General features: G+C 50.2%; 20 protein-coding genes and 5 tRNA genes. 10 read left to right on the plus strand and 15 right to left on the minus strand.

What is annotated here, in order from left to right:
• Positions 1-50: 50 nt before the first annotated feature.
• Together ribF and murJ are read right to left on the minus strand one after the other, a co-directional pair.
• Positions 51-974, minus strand: a complete 924-nt coding sequence (gene ribF / locus IE054_RS09975) for a bifunctional riboflavin kinase/FAD synthetase (protein ID WP_189405997.1) — start codon at positions 972-974, stop codon at positions 51-53.
• Between the two features lie 92 nt (positions 975-1066).
• A complete protein-coding gene (gene murJ, locus IE054_RS09980) occupies positions 1067-2650 on the minus strand; it encodes a murein biosynthesis integral membrane protein MurJ (RefSeq protein WP_189405999.1) in 1584 nt (527 codons plus the stop codon).
• Positions 2651-2860: 210 nt separating this feature from the next.
• Between murJ and rpsT the strand changes: the two genes are divergently transcribed.
• The 4 genes from rpsT (at position 2861) to IE054_RS10000 (ending at position 6699) form a co-directional block, all read left to right on the plus strand.
• Positions 2861-3121, plus strand: a complete 261-nt coding sequence (gene rpsT / locus IE054_RS09985; protein ID WP_189406001.1) for a 30S ribosomal protein S20 — start codon at positions 2861-2863, stop codon at positions 3119-3121.
• Positions 3122-3270: 149 nt separating this feature from the next.
• Positions 3271-4068 (plus strand): UDP-2,3-diacylglucosamine diphosphatase, encoded by a 798-nt coding sequence (locus IE054_RS09990; RefSeq protein ID WP_189406002.1) that lies wholly within the window; start codon positions 3271-3273, stop codon positions 4066-4068.
• Positions 4069-4159: 91 nt separating this feature from the next.
• Positions 4160-5884, plus strand: coding sequence for a bifunctional ornithine lipid synthase OlsF (olsF, locus tag IE054_RS09995; protein ID WP_189406004.1), 1725 nt, complete (start codon positions 4160-4162; stop codon positions 5882-5884).
• 137 nt (positions 5885-6021) lie between these two features.
• Positions 6022-6699: a phosphatase PAP2 family protein gene (locus tag IE054_RS10000; protein ID WP_189406006.1), complete on the plus strand. Its 678-nt coding sequence runs from the start codon at positions 6022-6024 to the stop codon at positions 6697-6699.
• Positions 6700-6735: 36 nt separating this feature from the next.
• On the opposite strand, the gene dapE is transcribed toward IE054_RS10000, so the two are convergent.
• Positions 6736-7914, minus strand: a complete 1179-nt coding sequence (gene dapE / locus IE054_RS10005; protein ID WP_189406008.1) for a succinyl-diaminopimelate desuccinylase — start codon at positions 7912-7914, stop codon at positions 6736-6738.
• 597 nt (positions 7915-8511) lie between these two features.
• Between dapE and IE054_RS10015 the strand changes: the two genes are divergently transcribed.
• The 3 genes from IE054_RS10015 (at position 8512) to IE054_RS10025 (ending at position 12729) form a co-directional block, all read left to right on the plus strand.
• On the plus strand, positions 8512-11697 hold the full coding sequence (locus IE054_RS10015) for a S8 family serine peptidase (protein WP_189406013.1): 3186 nt from the start codon (positions 8512-8514) through the stop codon (positions 11695-11697).
• A gap of 66 nt (positions 11698-11763) precedes the next feature.
• Positions 11764-12315 (plus strand): MYXO-CTERM sorting domain-containing protein, encoded by a 552-nt coding sequence (locus tag IE054_RS10020; protein WP_189406015.1) that lies wholly within the window; start codon positions 11764-11766, stop codon positions 12313-12315.
• Between the two features lie 159 nt (positions 12316-12474).
• Positions 12475-12729, plus strand: a complete 255-nt coding sequence (locus IE054_RS10025) for a hypothetical protein (RefSeq protein ID WP_189406017.1) — start codon at positions 12475-12477, stop codon at positions 12727-12729.
• A 61-nt stretch (positions 12730-12790) separates the two neighbouring features.
• Here the strand turns inward: IE054_RS10025 and IE054_RS10030 are convergent, their stop codons facing one another.
• The gene (locus IE054_RS10030) at positions 12791-13099 is read right to left on the minus strand and encodes a hypothetical protein (protein WP_189406019.1); all 309 of its coding nucleotides are present in this window, start codon (positions 13097-13099) and stop codon (positions 12791-12793) included.
• A 238-nt stretch (positions 13100-13337) separates the two neighbouring features.
• Here IE054_RS10030 and IE054_RS10035 point away from each other — a divergent pair, with 238 nt between their 5' ends.
• On the plus strand, positions 13338-13508 hold the full coding sequence (locus tag IE054_RS10035; protein WP_189406021.1) for a hypothetical protein: 171 nt from the start codon (positions 13338-13340) through the stop codon (positions 13506-13508).
• A gap of 114 nt (positions 13509-13622) precedes the next feature.
• Here the strand turns inward: IE054_RS10035 and IE054_RS10040 are convergent, their stop codons facing one another.
• The 11 genes from IE054_RS10040 to IE054_RS10090 all read right to left on the minus strand — a co-directional run bounded on the left by IE054_RS10040 (position 13623) and on the right by IE054_RS10090 (position 23162).
• Positions 13623-15515, minus strand: a complete 1893-nt coding sequence (locus tag IE054_RS10040) for a SurA N-terminal domain-containing protein (protein WP_189406024.1) — start codon at positions 15513-15515, stop codon at positions 13623-13625.
• 271 nt (positions 15516-15786) lie between these two features.
• The gene (gene hupB / locus IE054_RS10045; RefSeq protein WP_189406026.1) at positions 15787-16059 is read right to left on the minus strand and encodes a nucleoid-associated protein HU-beta; all 273 of its coding nucleotides are present in this window, start codon (positions 16057-16059) and stop codon (positions 15787-15789) included.
• Positions 16060-16374: 315 nt separating this feature from the next.
• Positions 16375-18729 carry an endopeptidase La gene (lon, locus tag IE054_RS10050; RefSeq protein WP_189406028.1) on the minus strand — a complete coding sequence of 785 codons (2355 nt, stop codon included), beginning with the start codon at positions 18727-18729 and terminating at the stop codon, positions 16375-16377.
• 180 nt (positions 18730-18909) lie between these two features.
• Entirely contained in the window at positions 18910-20184 is a 1275-nt protein-coding gene (gene clpX, locus IE054_RS10055) for an ATP-dependent protease ATP-binding subunit ClpX (protein ID WP_189406031.1), read from the minus strand.
• A gap of 80 nt (positions 20185-20264) precedes the next feature.
• On the minus strand, positions 20265-20894 hold the full coding sequence (clpP, locus tag IE054_RS10060; RefSeq protein ID WP_189406033.1) for an ATP-dependent Clp endopeptidase proteolytic subunit ClpP: 630 nt from the start codon (positions 20892-20894) through the stop codon (positions 20265-20267).
• A 98-nt stretch (positions 20895-20992) separates the two neighbouring features.
• Positions 20993-22297, minus strand: coding sequence for a trigger factor (gene tig / locus IE054_RS10065; protein ID WP_189406035.1), 1305 nt, complete (start codon positions 22295-22297; stop codon positions 20993-20995).
• Positions 22298-22620: 323 nt separating this feature from the next.
• Positions 22621-22697: transfer RNA gene (locus IE054_RS10070), tRNA-Pro, on the minus strand.
• Between the two features lie 24 nt (positions 22698-22721).
• A tRNA-Leu gene (locus IE054_RS10075) sits at positions 22722-22806 on the minus strand.
• A 6-nt stretch (positions 22807-22812) separates the two neighbouring features.
• Positions 22813-22888, minus strand: a tRNA-His gene (locus tag IE054_RS10080).
• A 95-nt stretch (positions 22889-22983) separates the two neighbouring features.
• Positions 22984-23060: transfer RNA gene (locus tag IE054_RS10085), tRNA-Arg, on the minus strand.
• Between the two features lie 25 nt (positions 23061-23085).
• A tRNA-Pro gene (locus tag IE054_RS10090) sits at positions 23086-23162 on the minus strand.
• A 364-nt stretch (positions 23163-23526) separates the two neighbouring features.
• On the opposite strand from IE054_RS10090, the gene folD reads away from it, so the two are divergent.
• Entirely contained in the window at positions 23527-24381 is an 855-nt protein-coding gene (gene folD / locus IE054_RS10095; RefSeq protein ID WP_189406037.1) for a bifunctional methylenetetrahydrofolate dehydrogenase/methenyltetrahydrofolate cyclohydrolase FolD, read from the plus strand.
• Positions 24378-24926 (plus strand): DUF1415 domain-containing protein, encoded by a 549-nt coding sequence (locus IE054_RS10100; RefSeq protein ID WP_189406039.1) that lies wholly within the window; start codon positions 24378-24380, stop codon positions 24924-24926. Before folD ends, IE054_RS10100 begins: the two co-directional genes overlap by 4 nt.
• Positions 24927-24941: the final 15 nt, after the last annotated feature.

Raw genomic sequence — 24941 nt, forward strand, 5'->3', positions numbered from 1 at the left:
TTTTATCCATTTACCTGTTAGGTCTAAAGCGGCACAGTTGGCGGACAACCCTATGCTCCTAATAACGCTCGCGCTTCGCGGGCGTCGTCTTCAATTTGGTTTTTTAATACCTCAAAGGAGGCAAACTTTTTTTCGTCACGTAGTTTTGCTACTGGATAGACATCAATAGAACGCCCGTAAATGTCTTCACTAAAGTCGAAAAGGTGCACTTCCAACTGGCTTCGCTGACCGCCAACCGTGGGCCGTGAGCCGACATTGGCAACCCCTTTAAATGGCTGACCATCGATATCGACACGCACGGCAAACACGCCTTTTAATGGAGAACGACAGCGCTTGAGCAGCACATTGGCGGTCGGGAAGCCGATGGTACGCCCTTTCTTCTCGCCATGCACAACCCGTCCCCGGATAGAAAAAGGCCGGCCCAGCATTTCATGTGCATGCGCAAAATCACCACTGTCTAACGCGTCTCGCACGGCCGTGGAACTGATGCGATGATCATGCATACGATAGCTTTGTGTGCTGACCACACGAAACCCGTGTTCTCGTCCCGCGGCTTCGAGCATCTCGAAATCGCCTTCGCGGCCACGTCCAAAACGAAAATCATCACCGACTACCAGAAATTTCACACCCAGTTTGTCCACCAGTAATGATTTCACAAACGTGCCAGCGGACTGACTGGCAAAGGCCCGATTAAATTGCACCGCGACCAGCCTGTCAACGCCCTGACGCTTCAGGAGCAAATATTTTTCCCGTAATGGACTCAGCCTGGCAGGTGCAGTATCGGGGGTAAAAACCTCTTCCGGGTGTGGCTCGAAAACCATCACCGTGGCGGGTAATGACAGCGCTTCGGCCTGTGCCTTAACATTCGCCAATACCGCCTGATGCCCACGGTGCACCCCGTCAAATTTGCCGATAGTCAGCACGCAGCCGCGATGCTGGGGGCGCAGATTATGTAGTCCGCGGACTAACTCCACTGTCGATTCTGCCTTCTGTTAGAAATTACCTGTGATGAAGCCCGCGATTATAAACGACACGCGGCTGAATACCAATTCCTGTGCGCCTTTGATTATTCTGATCGCACCGAAGAACGTTCCGCTTGCGCGGGCGTTAATTGAGCAGGTCGTACGCCCAGTACCAGCGCAGTGCCAAAAAAGACCACCAGCGCCAGGCCAATCGACACGGCAACGTGCTGAATCTGCGCTACCAGTGCAAAATCATAGAATGCATCACCAATATCACGCCACACGATAATGACTGCCATTGCGGCACTGGCCAGCAGCACTTTTACAACAAACAGTAAAGTTGTGCGGGATACCACATAGACACCCTGCTGATGCAGCGTGTAATACAGTAAGCCGGCATTGAGCGTAGCCGATAAACTGGTTGCCGCCGCCAGGCCAATATAGCCAAAAGGGATGGCAAGAATGAGGTTGAATACCATATTTGCAGCCATGCACCAGATCCCGAATTTAACCGGTGTTTTGGTGTCCTGACGGGAATAAAAGCCGGGTGCCAGCACTTTCACCAACATAAAGCTGAGTAATCCGAATGCATAGGCAGTCAGCGAATACGAGGCCATGCGTGCCGTTTCGGCGCTGAACGCGCCGCGCTGGAAAATAACAGTGAGAATAGGTTCAGCCATGACGCCAAGCCCTGTGGCTGCCGGGATCCCCAGCAAGCACACCATACGGACGGCCCAGTCAATGTTATCGGAAAAGCCACGGGCATCTTTGCCCACATGATTGCGTGACAGCGCCGGCAGGATCACTGTCGCGATGGCAATGCCAAACAACCCTAACGGAAACTCCAGCAGACGGTCAGAGTAATAAAGCCAGCTGATAGACCCCGTCATCAGGAAGCTGGCAATAAAGGTATCGAACAGTAAGTTAATCTGCCCTACCGATACGCCAAAAAGCGCGGGGATCATCAGTGTCCGGACTTTCTTTACATGTGGATCATGCCAGCCCCACTTTGGCCGCACCAGCAAGCCAGCCCTAAACAAAAAAGGTAGCTGAAACGCCAGTTGTACAACACCACCGACAAATACGCCCCAGGCCAGACCATACGCTGGCTGTGCCAGCTCTGGCGAGACATACATCGCAAACAGGATAATACAAATATTTAGCAACACTGGCGTAAAGGCCGCCACCGCAAACTGATTGAGGGTATTGAGTATCGCCCCGGCCAGTCCGGTAAGCGAAATAAACGCCAGATACGGAAAGGTGATTTTCAGCATGGTACTGGCCAGCAGATATTTCTCCCCGTCTTTCCCGTCGCTGAGCCAGTCAATGAACCAGCCGGTGCCAAACAGGGCGGCCAGCACGGGTGACAACAATACTCCGAGCAGCGACACCACAAAAACAATCGCCCCAAGCGTTCCGGAGATGCGCGCCACAAACGCGCGCAAGTGCGCATCGTCGTGTTCTTCTTTGACTTCTGTGAGCACCGGAATGAAAGCCTGGGCAAATGCCCCTTCTGCAAACAGGCGCCGTAGAAAGTTAGGGATTTTATTGGCGAAGAAAAAGACGTCGGCAGCCGCGCCGTCACCCATGAGCCGGGCTACCACTACGTCACGGGCCAGCCCCAGTACGCGAGAAATGAGTGTCATTGCACTGACAATTAGGCCCGATCTAATTAGCTTCCCTGACACCTTCCGTTTCGCCCCGCTGATGATTTATAATGACGTGTATCATAACGGAAGCCTGATGAATGAGGAAACCGTAAAACGGCCAGTCAGAGCAGTAAAACGTTAGTGATACACGGATTTGCCGGCAGCCGACAAAATCGTTTGACATTTCATCGATAGCTAGGCACAATCCGCACCCTCGATTTTGACATGAATTTTTTTGGGAGTTACACCTTGGCTAACATTAAGTCTGCTAAGAAACGTGCAATCCAAGCCGAAAAGCGTCGTCAGCATAATGCCAGCCGCCGCTCCATGACTCGTACAAGCATCAAGAAAGTAACAGCGGCTATCGCTAAAGGCGACAAAGAAGGTGCACAGGCTGCATTCGCTGCTGCTCAACCTATGCTTGACAGAATGGCAACCAAAGGTTTGATTCACAAGAACAAAGCTGCACGTCATAAAAGCCGTTTGATGGCGCAAATTAAAGCGCTGTAATACGCATGACGTGAGTAAGATAAAAAGCGCCGGTTGGCGCTTTTTTTATGCCTGTCAATTGTCACAGGATCGTCAACTGCCCGTCACCTAACTGTCAACAAGCCGCCCTATCATGGCCTTCCAAAGTAGAAATACGTTGGAATGTCGTTATGCAAACGCCCCACTACCGCACGCTCTGGTTATCCGATCTGCACCTTGGCAGTCAGGACTGTAAAGCCGAATTTTTACTGCATTTTCTTGATTCCGTCACCGTCGATACCCTTTACCTGGTTGGGGATATTGTCGACATGTGGCAAATGAGCAAACAGTTCCGCTGGCCACAGCGTCATAACCAGGTACTGCACAAATTTATGCAAATGAGCCAGCAGGGTACCCGGGTTGTCTATCTTCCGGGTAACCATGACGAGCCATTGCAGTCTTACTCGGGCATGGCACTGGGGGACATAGACATTGAACGGGAGCTGATTCATACCACGGCGGCAGGAAAGCGGTACCTCGTATTGCATGGCGATCAGTTCGATGCCGACGTCACACTGGGCAGATTTCACGCCTGGCTGGGCGATAAAGCCTACGATCTATTGCTGTTTTTGAATCGCTGGTACAACCGGATTCAGACATTGCGCAAACGGGAATACTGGTCCCTGGCGGGTTACATAAAAAAACACATTAAAGGCGCTAATGAGGCCATCAGCCGTTACCGGCAGGCATGCTGCAAGCGCGCAGCCGAGCTCAGTCTGGATGGCGTTATCTGTGGTCATATTCATCATCCGGAAAGCACGGTCGAAAATGGTATTCACTACATCAACGACGGTGACTGGATTGAAAACTGCAGTGCGCTGGCAGAAGACGACACGGGCCAGCTCACCCTGATTTATTATCATCAAATGATGGGGGCAACCAGGATCAGACATCTGAAGCCGGACACAGCCGCGTCAAAGGCGGCCTGACGGATGCCCCGGTACTGCAAAGCGAATGACATAAACCTGCGCATCAACGCATGCCAGCGCCATACCTGTTTCATCATAAGCGAGAATATTTATGTTTACCGTTGATGAAGTACTAAATAAGCACTACCCCAGCGTTGCCAGCAAGCCCTGGCTGTTCAAGTCATTGTCTTTTGTATTGCGACACCTGCTCCACGAACGTGAGATAACCGAGTTTGGTGAAACCTATCCGCATTATCACGATATCGACTTTGTCGAGCAGGTCCTGGATTACTTTAATATCAGCTACTCTACCCGTGATGTTGAGCGTGAACGTATTCCAACCGAGGGACGCCTGGTCATTATTGCCAACCATCCAATCGGATCGCTGGACGCACTGGCCCTGATTAAACTGGTCAGTGAAGTCCGGCACGATCTGAAAGTCGTGGCAAACGAGATGCTGATGGCCATTGAGCCGCTGCACGATATGCTGTTACCGGTTAATAACATGCAGGGCGGCACACCAAAGCAACACCTTGAGGCCATTCACGGCCACCTGAGAGAGGAAGGCGCGGTACTGATATTTCCGGCGGGCGAAGTCTCGCGACTGCGCCCTCAGGGCGTCCGCGATACATTCTGGCACAGCGGCTTTCTGCGCATCGCCCGGCACACTAAATCACCGCTGTTGCCGGTTTTTATCGACGCGAAAAACTCGCCATTTTTCTATGGCGTATCGATGCTCTATAAACCGCTGGCCACGGCACTGCTGGTCAGAGAAATGTTTGGTCAGCGTAAAACACACCTGCCTATGCGCATTGGGGAACTGATCCCCAGCGAGTCATATCAGAAGCTCACCATTCCGTTAAAAGATCAGGTAAAGCTGTTTAAGCGGCACCTATACCGTATTGGCAACAATAAGAAGGGCGTTTTCGCAACCCAGGCACCGGTTGCGCTGCCGGAAGATCGCAAAGAGCTCACCCGGGCGATAAAAAAACAATGTGAGCACCTCGGCCACACCGCCGATGGTAAATCCATTTATTTGTATCAGCACCACACCAGTTCGCCGATAATGCGAGAAATAGGCCGGCTTCGTGAAATTGCGTTTCGCGCTGTGGGTGAAGGAACCAATAGCCGTCGGGACATCGACAAATACGACTCACACTATTATCACCTGGTGTTGTGGGACGATAATGATTTGGAAATTGTCGGGGCTTACCGGTTTGGCGATGCGCAGCAACTGACCGCCCCGACCCATCCCACAGGCCTGTATTCGGCCACGTTGTTTGACTACCCGCCGCAGGAAAACCAGGCGCTGTTCCGTGAGGGACTGGAACTGGGCCGGAGTTTTGTACAGCCCCGCTACTGGGGTAAACGCAGTCTGGATTATCTGTGGTTTGGCATTGGCGCGTTTTTACGCCGGTACCCGAAATACCGTTATCTGTTCGGGGCTGTCTCTTTGAGTGACAGCTACCCGCAGCCTGCCAAAGACTTATTGGTGCACTTTTATCGCAGCCATTTTCCGGCAAAGTTTGGCTGTGCCGTGTCCAGAAAGCCTTACCCTGTATCAGCCGATGTATTGCAGACCTTCAGCGGCAAGCATTACCGCGAAGAATTTACCGAGCTTAAAGCCCTGCTGGCCAATATGGGGGTGAACGTCCCTACCCTGTATAAGCAATATACCGAAGTGTGTGAGCCAGAAGGGGTAGCTTTTCTCGACTTTAATGTCGATCCCGACTTCAATGATTGTATTGATGGGCTGGTTGTTGTCGACTTAAGGGCGCTGACTGTTAAGAAGCGTAAGCGCTACCTGGGTGAACCGGCGCTGGACAAAAGTGCATAGGTCAACACTGACACTGCTACAGAAAAATGATCATGTGAGTATAAATACCCGCCACGCCGGTCTGGTGTCTGAGAAGTGATACAAAGTACCTGTTTATCCGAATAAACATGAAATACGACGGATAAACACGGGATTGTATGACACTTAGCAAACTGTTCCGGGGCAAAGCACTGGCCCTGTTACTCTGTTTTTCCGGCCTGAGCTGGTTTTTTATTGAAATGGCGATTGTTGTGCAGGCAGGCGACACGCTGCAGCTTGATAAACAACTGATCCTGGCATTACGTTCATCCAGTGATGTGACAGATCCGCTGGGCCCCACGTGGCTGGAAGAAATGATGCGGGATGGTACCGCGCTGGGCAGCAACTGGATTTTGCTGTCACTTTCTTTGTTCAGCGCCGCTTATCTCTATCTGCGTGATAAAAAGCACATGGCCGTATTTCTAACGATAACTATACTATCGGGACTGGCCATGGCCTTTCTCCTCAAACACGCAATTGATCGCCCACGGCCAGACCTGGTCAGCCACGCCACCAAGGTGTATACGGCATCCTTTCCGTCAGCGCATGCCATGATGTCTACACTCGTGTATATGTCACTGGCACTGCTGCTTGCCAGCGTGCAGACGCGAAGCGCAATCAGGGGACTTATTTACGTTGCCGCCGTGATAGTGGCGCTTTGGGTTGGGGTTAGCCGGGTCTATCTGGGCGTACACTGGCCGACCGACGTACTTGCCGGCTGGTGCGCTGGCGCATTCTGGGCGCTGGCCAGTTATAAAGTAGTACCTTATCTGTTTACAGACAACAAAAACGCTTAGCCAATCGCGACGAATCATGGAAGCGCACCATTATGCTTAACATTCACCATCACTAAACAGTGCCATCAGCATGTCTGTATACACATCTTCCAGTGTCAGAAGGTCAGAGAGATGAATATTTTCATTCACCTGATGTATTGAGGTATTCGGCACGCCCAGTTCCACCACCTGGGTTTGCTCTGAGGCAAAAAAGCGACCATCTGACGTACCCCCCGAGGTGCTGATAAGCGGATAACGCCCGGTCGCTTTCACAATTGCAGATTCTGCCGCCCGGATCAGGCATTTTCCGGTACGTGGCTGGCTAAGGAATGCCTCACATGGGCGTGACCAGGTAATTGCCGCAGTTGGATCGACCGCTTTAATAAGCTCGGTCAGCAGACGTGTCAGCGAGGCCTGATTATATTCACTGGAATAACGCACGTTAAATTCAATCCGCCCGCTGCCCGGAGCCAGATTATCGGTAAACGTTCCGCTATCCACATGCGTTACCTGCAAGGTCGTCCCCGGAAAATCTGCACTGCCTTCATCCCACGGATAGGCAAGCAGCGCCTGAATGATGGCAGCGGCCTTATGAATAGCATTATTGCAATGCTGAGGATACGCGACATGGCCTTGCTTACCAGTTATCTTGACGCTTGCTGATAACGAACCGCGACGCCCAACCTTGATCGTATCACCGGTATACTGCGATGCCGACGGTTCACCGACCAGACACATATCCAGTGTGACGCCTTGCTCATCAAGATACTGCTTGATCCACTTAGAGCCATCTTCGGCCTCTCCTTCCTCATCGCTGGTTATTAGCCACCAGAAACTGACATTCTCAGGGCTGACACTCGCCACCGTCCGCGCGGTGGCACTTAGCATGGCGGCAATACCAGTTTTCATATCCGCCGCCCCGCGACCATAAAGCCGACTTTCGCTTATCGTGGCTACGAACGGCTCAAACTGCCAGTGTTCAAGTGGACCGGGAGGAACGACATCCGTGTGACCACTAAAAGCAATATGACGGGAGCCCTGCCCCCAGCGGGCAACAAGATTGCTCACGTTGTTAATTTGATAATGCTCACAGGAAAATCCGAAGTGCGCCAGTTGCTCTGCTATAAACATCTGGCAACCGCCGTCATCAGGCGTGACGGAGGGCATGTGGATAAGCGTTCTTGCGTACTCAACTGACTGCGTTATGTGAGTAGCACCGAGTGACCTGGTTGTCATTTCTAAACCTTGACAAAAATGTGATTGCACGGCTAGTACACAATATGCAAATGACAGCCTCATAACGATATTGCGACAGTTTTTTTACACTCAAAAACTGTTCATAAAACAAGCACTAAAATAATATTGCTGAATCCTGTACGGGTCTCGCGCATTTCATAAAAACATTAAAAACTCCCACCTGTCAGTGCCTGACAGGTAAGTAAGAAAAACCTAATTAAAAAAATTAATGCGCCGATGCGCAAAACAACCCAGAAAATGGCGGAGAAATGATCACGTAGTCAGCAGCACAAAGTGTTGAATTTTTTTACACTCAAACCCTTACAGATGGTCAAATAACACCCTTTCTGTTTACTATTCAAACACTTGCCATTTATGGCTCAGTGATTGCTTCAGTTTTTTCAGAATAATAAATCCTTCGTACGCTACTAACGTCAATCATGATTTGTGAGCTGCTCACGCAACTGTGACGAATCTTCGTTGTTGGTTCTTCGTTTCTCGTAGCCCGAGTACCGCTTTGCTATCAGGCAGACCATTTCTGCCGGTGCAACAAACGGTGACCATTGAGTCATCAATAAAACCAAGAAGGGAGAGAAGATGAAGTATAATAAAATTCTCACTGGCATGGCCCTTTCAGGCGCCATGGTAAGCTGTGTTGTCGCAGCCCCCAGTAATATAGTCCAGACAGATCCTAGTAAGTTTTCTGAGGCGGGTTCGGCTCCTGTCGTCGCTCAGTCTCACAATGTATATATCGTTCAGCTTAAAGGTGCACCCGCGATTGCGAAAGCATCTGAGCTCGGCGAACTGGCTCCCAGTAACCCGGCAGCCGGCAATTTTGGCAATAAGTACGACCCTACTTCGCCCAAAGTTTCTGAGTACATCAATGCGGTGAAACAGCGTCAAAGCAAAGTCGCAACCGACATTGGTTCTATTAAAATCATCCATAGTTACTCGCATACTTACAACGGCTTCTCAGCACGTCTGACGGACAGCCAGGTTAATGCGCTTAAAAACCACCCTGATGTTGCCAATGTCTACCATGACGAACTGCATCAGCCAGAAACCGCCAATACGCCAGAGTTTCTGGGACTGACAGGTCCGGGTGGTCAGCATACGCTGGGAATTAAAGGCGAGGACGTCATTGTCGGTATTCTTGATTCAGGTATCTGGCCCGAGAACCCGTCTTTCAGCGAGGACTCTCAGGTGTCTGAGCTCGCTTATGGCGCACCACCGGAAGGATGGGAAGGCGCCTGTAACGAAGGTAGCGTCGGTGAGTTTGTAAACAGCTCTGGCGTTGTGGTGTACAACGATGACACTGCACCCGCAGACACGTTTACCTGTAACAACAAACTGATTGGTGCACGTTACTTCGGTGAAACATTCTCCAGCGTGTATGAAATTCAATTCGCACTGGGTGAGTTTGCCTCACCGCGCGATGCTGATGGTCACGGAAGTCATACCGCCTCAACCGCAGCGGGTAATGCTGGTGTTACTGCCACCATTCAGGGCGTAGACGTTGGTACGGTGTCTGGCATGGCACCTCGTGCCCGGATTGCGGCCTACAAAGTGTGCTGGAACGCCAACTACGTCAGCCCGGACGGAGTTAATGAGCGCGGCTGTTTCTTTGGTGACAGCATGGCCGCCATCGACCAGGCCGTCGTTGACGGTGTCGATATACTTAACTACTCCATCGGCAACAGCAACAGCATTAATTCACCGGTCTATAACGCAGCGTTGCGTGCGGCAGATGCAGGTGTATTCTTCTCTGCGTCGGCAGGTAACAGCGGTCCGACTGCTGGTAGTGTAGGCAACATTGCCCCTTGGGTAACCACTGTTGCGGCGTCCACCTATGACGGCGAGTCTGCTCTGATTGGTAGTGAACTTGAGATAAACTCCGGTGATCTGGAAGGTCAGGCAGTCTTCTCTATTTCATCAACCATCGGTACGGATATTCCTGAAGAAGGTTTCTCCGGTGATCTTGGCCTGGCCGAACCGCGCCTCGCTTGTGACCCGCTGTCCAGTGATCTCACCGGCCAGATTGCGCTGATTGAGCGTGGAACCTGTGCGTTTGATATCAAATTTCAAAACGCTGTAGACGCAGGTGCAGAAGGAATTGTTGTCTTTACCGATAACCGCACGCCTGTCGCAATGGGCGGCAACTTAAGCTTTGATATACCGGCTGTGATGGTCGAACGCCCAGTCGGGCTGGATTTAGTCGACAGTGTAAACAATGGCACGACAAACGTGACCATGACCACCTCACCGGCAGCGACCACAGCCACTGAAGTCGGCAATTTAATGGCAGACTTCTCGTCAAGGGGTCCAAACCCGCAAACGGCCGATATTCTTAAACCTGATATCACCGCTCCGGGTGTACGTATTCTTGCAGCGACCAGCTCAAACCAGTTTGAGTTCGGCGGAAATGTGGATGGCGAGTCATACGCATATTTGCAAGGTACGTCCATGTCCAGCCCACATATTGCTGGCCTGGCAGCCCTGTTTAGGGGTCAGTACCCAGAGTGGACACCTGCGCAAATCAAATCAGCCCTTATGACGGCCGCACGCCAGGATGTGTTGAAAGAAGACGCATTTACGCCTGCCGACCCATTTGACTTTGGTGCTGGTCATGCTGATCCGGTTCCGTCAATGAACCCAGGGCTCGTATACAGCGCCGATACCGGTGACTACCTGGCGTTTCTCTGTGGTCAGGGCGAATCAGGACTGGTCGCTACCTTAAGCGAACAGACCTGTGAAGGACTGGAAGAGTCGGGCTTCTCATTTGATGCCAGCCAGCTCAACTACCCCTCGATTGCCATTGAACAACTGGAAGGCAGTGAGACAATTTTCCGTACCGTTACCGACGTGACCGGTGCCGGCGGGACTTACTCGTTCAACATCGAAGCGCCTGCTGGCGTGGAAGTGTCAGCCACCGCCATCGACAGCGACGGTAACGCAATTGGCGACGGCATGCTGGAGGTATCTGCTGATGGTACTGCCAGTTATGCTCTGACCTTCACTACAACAGATGATGCCACCCCGGAAGAGTGGGTGTTTGGCTCACTGACGCTGGAAGGCAACAATGGCATTAATGTTCGCAGTCCAATTGCCGTGAAGCCAGCTCTGGAAGCCACTATTGATGTGCCAGAGTCACTGTCACTTCAGTTGCAACGCGGTCGCGCGGCCATTTACGTGCAGACCTTCTATTCTGGTCAGTTCAGCGTTGAACACCAGGGCTTGACACCTGCCGCCGGATTAGCAGGAACGGCTATTTCGCAACCGGGTGAGTTTAGCTTCAATGCGAACCTTGATACGGCAACATTCTTTACCGTTGGCGAAGGCACTTCATTGCTGCGGTTTGTTCTGACTGATGCTCTGGTTGATGCCGAAGGCGCTGACATTAACCTGTTGCTCTACCGCTGTGTTGATTTTAGCTGCTTGCCTGTAGCGACGTCGACTGGACCTGGCTCTAACGAAGACATTACTGTCGTTAACCCTGTTCCAAACGACCCCGCTGATCCTGGAGCGCTGTACATTTTGTTTGCCCATGGGGTAGATACAGCGGGTCAGGATTCCGTCGACTACACGTCACTGGTGTGGTTCGTAGATCAGGCAGAAAGTACCACCCGGGTCAGTGCGTCGCCTCGCGCCATCGCCAATCGTTTCCAGAATGTTTATCTCTTAAGCAGAGGACTGGATCCCAATCAGCTTTACATGGGAACCATGACATTCTTTGACAATGCCGGTGAGTCTCAGGGCACCACCGTACTGGAAGTACAACCTTAAAATAAAAAAAGGCGGGAGCGCAGTAGTGTGCTCCCGGTAGTTAAATAAAAAAGTAGGAAGTAAATTATGAAGTCTTTAACAACACCTTTTATCAGAGCGTTTGTGGGTCTGACAATATTGTTATCTACCTCGTTTGGTGCAAATGCGACCCTTATTACACAGGATGTTCTTGATCTTTTTACTGGTGACAGACTAGGTTCGATTACCGTAAAAATGAACGACAACCTGTACAATACCGGGTTCGCCAGCAGCGGGTTCGGCGATGACGTTCGCGTGGTCAACTTTGAGTTAGGCGACCTGTACTCGTGGGGCGATGAGCTGGATATTATTTTTGCAGATGTAGAAATTGATACCAACAACCTGTTTGCGGGGATCCAGTTTTTGAATCTGGACACCAATGATGTGGGTTTCGGTTCATTGACGTGGGCTTATCAGATGGACTACGACGCGTTCTTCGGCTCAGGTTTTCTGGATATATTCCAGGTTAGCAATGGTGGTTTTGTAGATTTCTACACCATCACGCTGGGTCAGGCTTCGGTGGTTTCAGCCCCCGCCACAATGGGCTTACTGGTACTGGCGCTTTCTGCAGTATTTGTGCGCCGCAGACGTCTGATCTAATATAAAAGACCACTACGAAAAAAGCCCGGTTCGCCGGGCTTTTTAATATCTGTTGCAGGACAATTTTTTATGTTAGGCACGTTACGAACTGTTTTACTGGCAACGCTGCTATGCACATCTCCACTCCTTCTCGCCTGCTCTAATAACGGAGACGCCGACATGCTGTCATTCACTGCCGAAGTCAGACCACACACCATTGACAATGCCGTATACGTGTTAGTTGATAATGACGGGACGCGCTACGAGCCGATAAACCTGCCAATCGCATACAGGGTGGACGGAACCAGACTTGAGGTCACAGCGACAAAAGTGACCGACCGCGCCAGCACCAGTCAGGCCGGCATGCTGATCAAGCTGGATAATATAAACCTGCTAAGCGAAGGGCAGGGAAAAAAGGAGGGGAACGTTTACTAATCAGCGATCATTGTCATTTCGCGTCCCACTCGCTGGCGATGATATTGAGTACGGCCGCCTGCTAAAGCTGACTGGTGACCTTTATAACGTGCTTATCCTGCTTACGTACATGCACCAGCACCTCGGCAAGGCGCAGTGTCACAATGCGTTGTTCTGTATCCTGGTACACAAGCTCGGCACGTTCGAATAGCAGTTGCTCCATCGGTTTGCCAATCACCAGCATCGTACGCCAGTTTTCAGGTAACTCCCCTGCCACTTCCTGTTGCGCCCAGCTTGCCTGGTGCCCTCGTTCTGCAAAACTCAACGCTGTCGACGGTACGCCTAAAAATGCTACCAGTAGTACTGCAAGAAGACCTTTCTTGCTGTTCATAATCCCGCTCCAACAATAAGGTGATTGTGACGTCGCTGACATCAGGTAAAAACGTTGTTGTGCAAGTCCCGTACCTTGATAACATTAAAAAGTTAACCTACTGTTTTAATGACAATTCGTTAATCTTTGCGATAATGCAGTGCGTAGGTATGGCAGGTAAAAGTGTCAGACTGTTGTCATTTATACACACTTCGGTAAGCGTGCTGTAACTGGCACCGAAATTGAACAAGGGCATCGTGTGATTAAAATTATCGTTCTTATTCCTTTAATACTGAGTTTACTGTGGTTCGGTTACCTCAAGCTTCAGGGATACAGTATCGCGCAGGGTAAGCAAGGCTTCGCTTATATTCTGGTCTTGTCATTGGTGATCGCAGCGTTTTACTCGCTCATGCTGTTTGTCACGCATTGACGGGGACACTGCCCCTTAAGGTCCACGATGGTGCCAATGCGCTACGCGCCAGCCCGGCGCGGGCAAATAAAAAAGCCCGCATCATTGCGGGCTTTAATGAAATCAGTCGTATATTTACAGGTTTTCGCTTACCGTAATTTCCGCTTGCTCACGCAGAGCTTCAACATACTGCTGATACATCTGTTGCCCTGTCATCGTGGTCAAACGCTGACGAAATGCGGTGGCCTGCTCCCCTTCAAGTGCTGGCGCTGCATTGATTGCCAGCAACTCAACAACAGCTGCATCGCCTGACACTGTCTTGGTGACGTCAACATTCTGTCCTTGCTCGCTAGACAACACAAAGAGCGTGTCGACCATATTACGCGGCAGGCTGCCACCATTACGGGTTACCTGCTCTGCAGTTTGCCATTCAAGCCCTTTTTCCTCGAGCCTGGCTTCAACTGACTCTCCATTTGTCATGTCTGCAACCAGTTGTTGCGCCCAATCCAGGGCCGCATTTTGCGCTTTCTGTGCTTTCAGCATTGTGCTGATATCACTTTTCACTTCATCAAGCTGCTTCGTGCGCTGAGGCTCATGCCTGGCAACACGCATCACAACAACCGACTCATCACCCAGCTCGATCACATCACTGTTCAGTCTGTCCTGGATCAGCTCATCAGAAAACGCAACATCAACGGCTGCCTGCGTATCTAATGGTGCAGGCGCACTCTCGCGGGTGAACAGCTCAGTACTGTTTACTTCTGCGCCAATTGCAGATGCAACATCGTCCAGTGTATCCGGCACCTCAAAGGCCAGCTCAGCCATGGTGTTCTGCATTTCGTAGAATGTATCCAGTGCCTTGTCTTTGGCCAGGGTCTCGCGGATATCACCTCGCACATCGTCAAGGCTGGTAACCTGTTCGGGTTTGATATCGGTTAGCTTGATGATGTGGAAACCAAATTCTGTTTCGACAACCTCTGATACATCGCCCACGTTTTCAAGCGCAAACGCCGCTTCATCAAAAGCCGGATCCATCATATCGCGGGTGATAAATTCTAAATCACCGCCGTTTTCAGCAGAAAATGTATCATCTGATGAGGTTTCAGCCAGTTCGGCGAAGTCTGCACCACCTTTAATCTCTTCAAGCAGTGCTTGCGCCTCATCCTGCGCCGCTGCTTCATCGTCACCAGCTTCTATCAGGATATGTGACACCCGACGCTCTTCGTCGGTCCGGTAGGCATTTTGGTTATTCTGATAATAAGTCTCTATTTCCTCATCAGTAACCGAAACATCATCGGTGAGGTCATTGGCATCAAGCAAGACAAATTCAACCTGCACTTTTTCCTGGGTATCGAATGAGGCTATATTCGCGTCATAGTACGACTGAATTTCGTCATCGCTTAACGATACGTTATCGGTAAACGGCTGCGCTTCCACCGTAAGATAACGGGCATCGCGGCTTTGCTGCTGCAAGGCGTTGGCGCGTTTTAGTTCCGAAGGCAGGGTAAATTCTGAGTTACTCAGCGCAGCTGCAAGCTGACTCTGAGTCATCTGTGTTCTCAGGTAATCACGGAAATCAGTAACCTGAAACCCGTTCTGACGCAAAATTGTTTTAAAGCGCTCGTTATCGAATTCACCGTTATACTGAAATTCCTGCATATTAACGATAGCATCGCGGATTTGCTCATCGCTGACCCGCAGACCCAGTTCTTCAGCTTTTTGCTGGACCAGCTTCTCGCCTATTAACCGATCAAGCACATTACGGCGAAAATCGCGCATATATTCTTCGCTGGCAAACAATTGCGAAATGCTCTCGCCGTACTGCGATTCCATTCTGCCACGCTGGTTTTGATAAGCCCGCTCAAGCTCCTGAGCACTGATTTCTTCTCCGTTTACCGTTGCTGCTGCGGTAGATCCTGAAGATGTCAGATAACTTCCTACACCGGCGAATACGAAACTCAGGACAATCAGCGCGATGATCGCCATTGCCCATGGGCCCTGAGAACCTTCTCTGATTCTTTCTAGCATGATTACAATTAAACTCCGTTGCTTACTACCTGTTCCCGGCTGCTGTTCACCTGAAGGTATGGCGAGACAAGCCCGTGGAAAATACCGCGAGATTATAGCGTAAGCGCATTAGAATGTGTGAATTTTTAACCCGACTATCGGTGCCAGATCAGACGTTCAGTGTCGGATGTCAGGCACTGTTGTGCGCATATTCATAGCGAAACTTATCGTCGCTGGCACAAATAAAAAAGGCGATGGCACTGCCATCGCCTTTTTCACTAAAAGGTGCTGCTTAGTTACAAGCGTCTTTCAGGGCTTTACCAGCTTTGAAAGAAGGTACTTTAGCCGCAGAAATTTGAATAGTCTCACCAGTTTGCGGATTGCGACCGCTGCGTGCTGAACGTTCACGAACTGCGAAAGTGCCGAAACCAACCAGAGCAACTTGGTCGCCGTCTTTCAGCGCGTTAGTTACTGAGTCGGTGAAAGCGTCTAGCGCTCGGCCAGCAGCCGCTTTAGAAATGTCTGCACCAGCAGCGATTTGGTCGATGAGTTGAGACTTGTTCACGATTATGATCCCCTTCGATTGTTATTATACTGTCTGTCCAAGACAATAATGTCCGAACGTTATAACAAGCTTGGTGTTGAACATCAAGCTGAGTTTACAATTAATTAACTTTTAATGAATCGCTGCTATCCCTTTTGTGACAAGGCTTCAAGCGAGTACTCAATAAAGGTAACACAAGTTCTGAGACTTGAAAGCCCTATTTTAAAAAAAAGAGGCGGATTGCAGCATTAGCGGCTACTTTTTAATCAACTTTGACAAAAAAAAAGCTACACCCCTTGTAAATCAGGCGGTGTAGCCTTTTTCCAGATCGATTATTCAGGCCCGTTGTTCAACTTTGAACTTTTCTACGGGTTCCTGTAGTGCAATATCTAACACTTCGTCAATCCATTTAACCGGATGTATATCGAGATCTTTTTTCACGTTATCCGGAATTTCTTCCAGATCACGCTCATTTTCACTGGGTATCACCACGGTAGTAATACCACCGCGATGCGCAGCCAGCAGTTTTTCCTTCAATCCACCAATGGCCAGTACCTCACCACGCAGTGTAATTTCACCGGTCATGGCAACTTCACAACGAACCGGATTTCCTGTCAGCGACGAAACCAGAGCCGTGCACATGGCAATACCTGCACTTGGGCCATCTTTTGGTGTTGCTCCTTCAGGCACATGGACGTGAATATCACGTTTTTCGTAAAAATCATCGTTGATGCGCAGCTTATCAGCGCGGCTTCTGACCACCGTCATAGCCGCCTTAATCGACTCCTGCATCACATCGCCGAGCGAACCGGTCGAGGTCATTTTACCTTTACCGGGTACGGCTGTCGTTTCGATGGTCAGTAGGTCTCCGCCGACCTGGGTCCATGCCAGTCCGGTTACCTGCCCAATCTGATTATCCTTATCGGCCTTGCCGTAATCATGACGCTGCACACCTAAATAGTCTTTCAGGTTGTCCTGCGTCACCACCACTTTATCTTTACTCTTACTCAGCAGAATATCTTTCACAGCTTTACGGCACACTTTAGAGATTTCACGCTCTAAGTTACGCACACCGGCCTCACGGGTGTAGTACCGAATAATGCCAATAATGGCAGACTCAGTGATTTCCAACTCTTTGGATTTAAGGCCGTTTCGCTCCATTTGCTTGCTGATCAAGTGTTTGGTAGCAATGTTGAGCTTTTCGTCTTCGGTATAACCTGACAACCGAATGACTTCCATGCGATCAAGCAATGGACCTGGGATGTTCATGCTGTTGGATGTGGCTACAAACATCACATCGGAAAGGTCATAATCGACCTCCAGATAGTGATCACTAAAGCTGTTGTTTTGCTCTGGGTCGAGCACTTCAAGCAGTGCCGACGCCGGGTCACCACGCATATCTGCGGACATCTTATCGATTTCATCCAGCAGGAATAACGGGTTTTTGACTTCAACTTTGGCCATTTTCTGAATAAGCTTGCCTGGCAAGGAGCCAATATAGGTGCGACGATGCCCGCGAATCTCGGCTTCATCGCGTACGCCACCTAACGCCATGCGAACATATTTTCGGCCAGTTGCTTTCGCGACAGACTGCCCAAGCGATGTTTTACCCACACCGGGCGGCCCCACCAGACACAAAATGGGCCCTTTTAATTTTTTCACGCGCTGTTGAACTGCCAGGTACTCCAGAATGCGCTCTTTAACTTTTTCCAGTCCGTAGTGGTCTTCATTGAGCACACGCTCTGCCCGAGCCAGATCTTTCTTTACCGGTGAACGCTTTTTCCACGGCACACTGGTCAGCCACTCAATGTAACTGCGCAGCACGGTAGCTTCAGCCGACATAGGTGACATCATTTTAAGCTTCTGTAGTTCAGCGTTAGCTTTATCCTCTGCCTCTTTCGGCATTTTGGCATCGCTGATTTTCTTGGCCAGCGCTTCAAATTCATCCGGCGCGTCGTCCATCTCGCCAAGCTCTTTCTGAATCGCCTTCATCTGCTCGTTGAGATAATATTCACGCTGGCTTTTTTCCATCTGCTTTTTCACGCGGGTGCGGATTTTCTTTTCCACCTGCAGCAGATCAATTTCCCCTTCCATTAGCGCCATCAGATACTCAAGGCGTTCGTTAACGCCTTCCATTTCCAGCACTTTTTGCTTTTCAGTCAGCTTTAACGGCATATGTGCGGCCATGGTATCTGCCAGACGCGCGGCATCCTCAATACCATTTAATGACGTCAGCACTTCCGGTGGAATTTTTTTGTTTAGCTTTACGTACCCCTCGAATTGCGACACCGCCGAACGAATGAGCACTTCCTGTTCACTTTCAGGTAACGACTCATCTTCAACCCGACCAATATCAGCAGTGAAATAGGGTTCAGACTGGGTATAACGGTCAATCTCGCCACGGACATTACCTTCCACCAGCACTTTGACAGTGCCGTCCGGTAGTTTAAGTAACTGCAATATTGTTGCAATGGTACCGACACTATAGATGTCATCGGCCTCAGGTTCGTCCACACCTGCATCTTTCTGCGCGACCAGAAATATCTGCTTGTCGTTTTCCATCGCGGCCTCAAGGCAACGAATAGACTTCTCTCGTCCGACAAACAGCGGTATGACCATATGCGGGTACACTACAACGTCCCGTAACGCGAGGACGGGAATTTCTATGCGATTTTCACGCTCAACTGTCATACGTGTTCTCTATTGTTATTTGCAATGCTGTTTTATATGGGGATGCGAAGTCAAAGTTCAAATCACTCACGACCAGAATGCATGGGAAAATGTACTTTATATTACGATGTTAGATTTTACAGCGAATGGCAACTGTTAATTGAGGCACAAAAAAAGGCCCGAAGGCCTTTTTAAAATCATTTACTCCGATGCCGCTTTTTTCTCATCGTTATGGTAGATGAGAATGGGCTTGGATTCGCCCCGGATCACCGTTTCATCAATCACGACTTTGCTGACATTGTCCATCGAGGGCAAGTCATACATGGTGTCGAGCAGCACTTCTTCTACGATAGACCGCAGACCACGGGCACCGGTTTTGCGCTGCTGCGCCTTGCGGGCAATCGCCTGCAGGGCATCGTCACGAAACTCAAGCTCTGCATCTTCTAAAGCAAACAGCGCCGCATATTGCTTGGTGATAGCATTTTTCGGTTCCCGCAGGATTTGAATCAGTGCGTCATCATCGAGTTCTTCAAGGCTCGTGACGACCGGCAGACGACCGATAAATTCCGGGATTAGCCCGTATTTGACCAGGTCTTCCGGTTCAACCTTGCGGAACAGCTCACTGGCCGCCAGGGTGTTTTCTGTTGACTTCACTTTGGCACCGAAGCCAATACCACTGCCGGTTTGCGCGCGCTGTTCAATCACCTTCTCAAGACCTGCAAACGCACCACCGCAGATAAACAGAATCTTAGAGGTATCAACCTGCAAAAATTCCTGCTGAGGATGCTTACGTCCGCCCTGTGGTGGTACGGATGCGACAGTCCCTTCGATAAGTTTCAAGAGCGCCTGCTGAACACCTTCTCCGCTCACGTCGCGGGTAATGGACGGATTATCTGACTTGCGCGAAATTTTATCGATTTCGTCAATATAAACAATACCGCGCTGCGCCTTTTCAACGTCGTAGTCGCATTTTTGCAGCAGCTTCTGAATGATGTTTTCTACATCCTCGCCCACATAACCGGCCTCGGTCAGCGTGGTGGCATCGGCCATGGTAAACGGAACATCAAGGAAGCGTGCCAGGGTTTCCGCGAGCAACGTCTTACCACTACCTGTGGGGCCGATAAGCAGGATATTACTTTTGCCTAACTCCACGCCTTCATGCGTGTCGCCATTACGAAGACGTTTGTAGTGGTTATAAACCGCTACAGACAATACGCGCTTTGCATGATCCTGACCAATGACGTAATCATCCAGGTGCTCGTGGATCTCTACAGGCTTAGGAAGTGCGTCCTTTTTCTGTTTGGGCGCAATTTCCTTAATTTCTTCTCGAATAATGTCGTTACAAAGTTCGACACATTCATCGCAGATAAATACTGACGGACCCGCTATCAGCTTTCTGACTTCATGCTGGCTCTTACCACAAAAAGAACAGTAAAGCAGCTTATTGTCTCCGTCACCGCTGTGTTTATCACTCATTTCAATTGCCTCTGCATCGCCCGGAGTTCTGCCGAATGAAGCGTTTCACCCGGCCCGGCTGTCTCTCTCGTCTCACTATACTACTTTGTCGTAGCTGCGTCAGAGCGATTTGTCAAAACCTCATCGATCAGACCGTATTCCTTCGCATCAGTTGCGGTTAAGAAATTATCACGATCTGTATCGCGCGCCACTGTCTCGTAGTCCTGCCCGGTATGTTGAGCCAGCAAACGGTTCAGCTTCTCTTTAACAGACAGGATTTCTTTAGCATGAATTTCAAAATCTGAGGCCTGGCCCTGAAAACCACCGAGAGGCTGATGAATCATCACTCGGGAGTTTGGCAGACAGAAACGCTTACCTTTGGTACCACCTGACAGCAAAAATGCGCCCATACTGGCAGCCTGACCTACACACACCGTGCTCACATCAGGCTTGATAAAGTTCATGGTGTCATAAATGGCCATACCCGCCGACACGGAACCACCTGGCGAGTTAATATACAGGAAAATATCCTTTTCCGGATTCTCAGCTTCCAAAAATAACAGCTGTGCCACAATCAGGTTTGCCATGTGGTCTTCCACCGGCCCTACCAGGAAAATCACGTTTTCTTTTAACAAACGTGAATATATATCGTAAGAGCGCTCACCCTTCGATGTTTGTTCAACAACCATCGGGACCAGGGCATTCATTGGATCGATCGGGGTATTAGTCATAGCTACCTTGATTACTTTTAGCTTAAAACAAAAATGCTCGGAAGGCTCCGAGCATTTAAGCGTAAGGTGACAGGTTAAGTCAATCAGACAGTAAAAATTTACGCCTGTTTGTTCATAACCTCATCAAAACCTTTATTGACTTCTTTAACCTTCGCCTGGTCAAGAACCCATTCAATTGCCTGCTCTTCCAGTGCAACGTTTTGCATCTGCTGCATCAGCTCCTGATTGGTCTTGTAATAGTCAATGACTTCCTGAGGATCTTCGTACGCTGACGCTTGCGTTTCGATCATTTCCTGAACTTTCTTCTCATCTGCTTCCAGTTCATTCTGCTTGATGATTTCACCTAACAGCAAGCCGATCGTCACGCGACGCTTGGCGTTGTCCTGGAACAGGTCAGCCGGCAGTTCTGGCAAGTTGTCACCACCCCCCTGCTGGGCAAAACGTTGCTTAGCCTGTTCACGCAGCGCATTGATTTCCTGATCGATCAGCGACTGAGGCAGATCGATTTCGTTTTTCTCAACCAGCTCAGAAATCACATTCTCTTTAACCTGCGATTTCAGAGTCTGATCCAGCTCACGCTGCATGTTTTTGCGTACTTCATCACGCAGTGCGTCAACACCGCCTTCCTGTACACCAAACAGTGTTGCAAACTCGTCATCGACTTTTGGCAGTTGCTGACCTTCCACTTTCTTAACGTGTACCTGGAAGACCGCATCTTTCCCTTTCAGGGCTTCTGCGTGATAATCTTCAGGGAACGTCACTTCTACTGTCACATCCTCACCAGCTTTGGCGCCCACTAATGGCTTTTCAAAGCCTGGGATCATGCGACCCTGGCCAAGCTCAAGGGTAAAGTCTTCTGCCTTACCGCCGTCGAACTCTTCTCCATCGATGCTGCCAACAAAGTCAATCACCATACGGTCATCTTTCTTTGCTTTGCGCTTCACTTCTTTCCACGTGGCATGCTGCTTTTGCAGGGTTTCCATCATGCTGTCCAGATCTTCGTCTTTGATCTCAACAACCGGCTTTTCAATTTCCATCTCGTCAACGCCTTTCACTTCTACCTCTGGGTAGACTTCAAAAGACGCAACGAACTGCAGATCTTCGCCATCCTGATCTTTGGTCAGTTCAAATTTCGGCATACCAGCAGGCTGAATTTTTTCCTGCATCACCGCCTGATAGAAGTTTTGTTGCATCACGTCGCCCGCCACTTCCTGACGAACGGCCTGACCAAAGCGCTTTTTAATAACGCTGACTGGTACCTTGCCTGGGCGGAAACCATTAATACGCTGGGTTTTGGCCAGCTGTTGCAGACGTGATTTAACGGCTGTATCCACTGAATCAGCGGGCACAGTGATAGTAAGACGGCGTTCTAAACCCTGGGTCGTCTCGACTGAAACTTGCATTATTCTACCTCAACTTTGCGTCTATCTGGACGCGTTGTTCTCAATCCCCCGCCCTTCGCCAATGCTGGCTATTGATGTCAGGATCAGGGTCGTTATCTCAACGCGGCAATACAGTATTACCGACCGATAAAATCATGGTTAAGTACGGCGTTATCCATGTTCTGGTGACCGTGACTTAATCACTTCATGTTAAAAAAGACGCGGTAGTATACAGCCCAGCCCGGTCTGAGTCGAGAGGTAAAACGAAGATAGCAGGGAATGTCCCGTATAGTCGCACTACAACTGCAAATACGTGAGATTAGAGAAAGTAAAAAAGTAAGAAATGGTCGGTGAGACAGGATTTGAACCTGCGACCCCTTGGACCCAAACCAAGTGCGCTACCAAACTGCGCCACTCACCGATGTCTACGATTTTTTGGAAACGATGGTGCGGAAGGAGAGACTTGAACTCTCACGCCGTGAAGCACTGGAACCTAAATCCAGCGTGTCTACCAATTCCACCACTTCCGCAGAAAATGGGGTGGACGATGGGACTTGAACCCACGACAACCGGAATCACAATCCGGGGCTCTACCAACTGAGCTACGCCCACCATAGAGGTGCTGTGTCGGGATAACATCGCTAAGTTTACCACTTCGATGCTACCATGACGACGTTTACTTTTTGCAGTGTGACCGAACCACCGACTGGCGCGTCCGGCAGGATTCGAACCTGCGACCCACGGCTTAGAAGGCCGTTGCTCTATCCAGCTGAGCTACGGACGCCCGGCGAATCGATGCCTGCAAAAAGTGGTCGGTGAGACAGGATTTGAACCTGCGACCCCTTGGACCCAAACCAAGTGCGCTACCAAACTGCGCCACTCACCGACTTTTTACTTGCTGTAACCGCGAATTTCCTCGCCGTTACGGGGTGCGCATAGTACCCACATCCCCCTACCTCGTCAAACACTTTTTTAAGCCAAATGACTGACCGCTCATAAAGCATGCAACTGAATTAAATTTTAGACAATCTGGCGAATCCGGACACATATACGCGCAGGCCTTTTTTGACTTAACCCGTTAGGCCCGCAAAAGACAACCTTGACCAGGCACTTAGCTGTGTGCCTTTGCGGCGACAGACTCATTCGAACCTTCCATAATGGGCAAACTGCGTTTATCAAATGCTGGTAGCCCTGACACCTTTTATGAAACAATATTGCGTAATTTCATACAGCCAAAAAGACGTGAGACCATGACAGCCCACCTTATTGACGGAAAACTGATTGCGCGCCAGGTTAGACAACATGTCGCCTCCTATGTTGATTCACTTAAAGCCTCCGGTAAACGCCCGCCCGGTCTGGCCGTGGTACTGGTCGGCAGTGACGCCGCATCGCAAGTGTATGTCTCCAACAAGCGCAAAGCGTGCGAAGAAGTTGGGTTTGTTTCCCGTTCATTTGACTTATCCGCAGATACCTCGCAGGACACTCTGCTGTCACTGATTGACGATCTGAATAATGACAGTGAGATAGACGGCATACTGGTACAACTACCACTGCCTGCCGGTCTTAACGCCGAGAAGGTACTCGAACGCATTGATCCGCACAAAGATGTTGATGGCTTCCACCCTTATAATATAGGCCGACTGGCACAACGTATTCCGGCGCTGCGTCCCTGCACCCCAAAAGGCATCATGACCATGATTGAGTCAACCAAGCGCCCTGTTAAAGGACTGGATGCAGTGATTGTGGGCGCCTCGAATATCGTTGGCCGCCCAATGAACCTCGAATTGCTGCTGGCGGGCTGTACAGTGACCACCTGCCACAAATTCACACACGACCTGCGTACCCATGTCGGACGGGCTGACTTACTGGTCGTTGCGGTTGGCAAGGATAACTTTATTCCCGGCGACTGGATCAAACCCGGCGCTATCGTCATTGATGTGGGCATTAACCGCCAGGCTGACGGCTCTCTGGTGGGCGATGTTGAATTTGAATCAGCCAAAGCGCGCGCCGGCTGGATCACGCCGGTTCCCGGAGGCGTCGGCCCTATGACCGTAGCCAGTCTTATCGAAAATACCCTTGAAGCCTACGTAAAGTATCACTCGTGACTGAAGACAACCCCATTATTACTGCCACACAGCAATGGCTGGACGAGATTGTAATAGGTCACAACTTCTGCCCGTTCGCGCGATTCGTGCGCGACCCCGGGCAAATCCGCTACCGCGTGTGTAACGGCGATGCAGAAGCGGTGCTTACTACTCTTGCCGGTGAGTGCCTGTATCTCAATGATAATCCTGACACGGCCACCACGTTGCTGATGCTGTCGCACAATGATTTTGCCAGCTTCGATGTCTTTCTGGATATACTGGATGCGGCCAACGGACTGTTGCAACACCTTGAACTGGAAGGCGTGTACCAGCTGGCCAGTTTTCATCCCGAGTATCAGTTTGAAGACACCCAACCTGATGATGCTGAAAACTACACTAATCGCGCGCCCTATCCCACGCTGCATTTACTGCGTGAAGCCGATATTGAACGTGCGCTGGCTGACTATGGCGAGCCGCACACCATATTTGAAGCCAACATCGCCACCGCCAACCGGCTCGGCAAAGCCCATTTTGACAAACAGTTGAAGCAAATCCGTAAGCAGTAACGCTAAGCAAGATGC

This window comes from Alteromonas halophila, from assembly GCF_014651815.1.
Classification (GTDB): domain Bacteria; phylum Pseudomonadota; class Gammaproteobacteria; order Enterobacterales; family Alteromonadaceae; genus Alteromonas; species Alteromonas halophila.

Coding starts and splice junctions, on each gene's coding strand:
- IE054_RS09990 (WP_189406002.1), top strand. CDS start 3,271: ATGCAAACGCCCCACTACCGCACGCTCTGGTTATCCGATCTGCACCTT.
- olsF (WP_189406004.1), top strand. CDS start 4,160: ATGTTTACCGTTGATGAAGTACTAAATAAGCACTACCCCAGCGTTGCC.
- IE054_RS10000 (WP_189406006.1), top strand. CDS start 6,022: ATGACACTTAGCAAACTGTTCCGGGGCAAAGCACTGGCCCTGTTACTC.
- dapE (WP_189406008.1), bottom strand. CDS start 7,914: ATGACAACCAGGTCACTCGGTGCTACTCACATAACGCAGTCAGTTGAG.
- IE054_RS10015 (WP_189406013.1), top strand. CDS start 8,512: ATGAAGTATAATAAAATTCTCACTGGCATGGCCCTTTCAGGCGCCATG.
- IE054_RS10020 (WP_189406015.1), top strand. CDS start 11,764: ATGAAGTCTTTAACAACACCTTTTATCAGAGCGTTTGTGGGTCTGACA.
- IE054_RS10025 (WP_189406017.1), top strand. CDS start 12,475: ATGCTGTCATTCACTGCCGAAGTCAGACCACACACCATTGACAATGCC.
- IE054_RS10030 (WP_189406019.1), bottom strand. CDS start 13,099: ATGAACAGCAAGAAAGGTCTTCTTGCAGTACTACTGGTAGCATTTTTA.
- IE054_RS10040 (WP_189406024.1), bottom strand. CDS start 15,515: ATGCTAGAAAGAATCAGAGAAGGTTCTCAGGGCCCATGGGCAATGGCG.
- lon (WP_189406028.1), bottom strand. CDS start 18,729: ATGACAGTTGAGCGTGAAAATCGCATAGAAATTCCCGTCCTCGCGTTA.
- clpX (WP_189406031.1), bottom strand. CDS start 20,184: ATGAGTGATAAACACAGCGGTGACGGAGACAATAAGCTGCTTTACTGT.
- clpP (WP_189406033.1), bottom strand. CDS start 20,894: ATGACTAATACCCCGATCGATCCAATGAATGCCCTGGTCCCGATGGTT.
- tig (WP_189406035.1), bottom strand. CDS start 22,297: ATGCAAGTTTCAGTCGAGACGACCCAGGGTTTAGAACGCCGTCTTACT.
- folD (WP_189406037.1), top strand. CDS start 23,527: ATGACAGCCCACCTTATTGACGGAAAACTGATTGCGCGCCAGGTTAGA.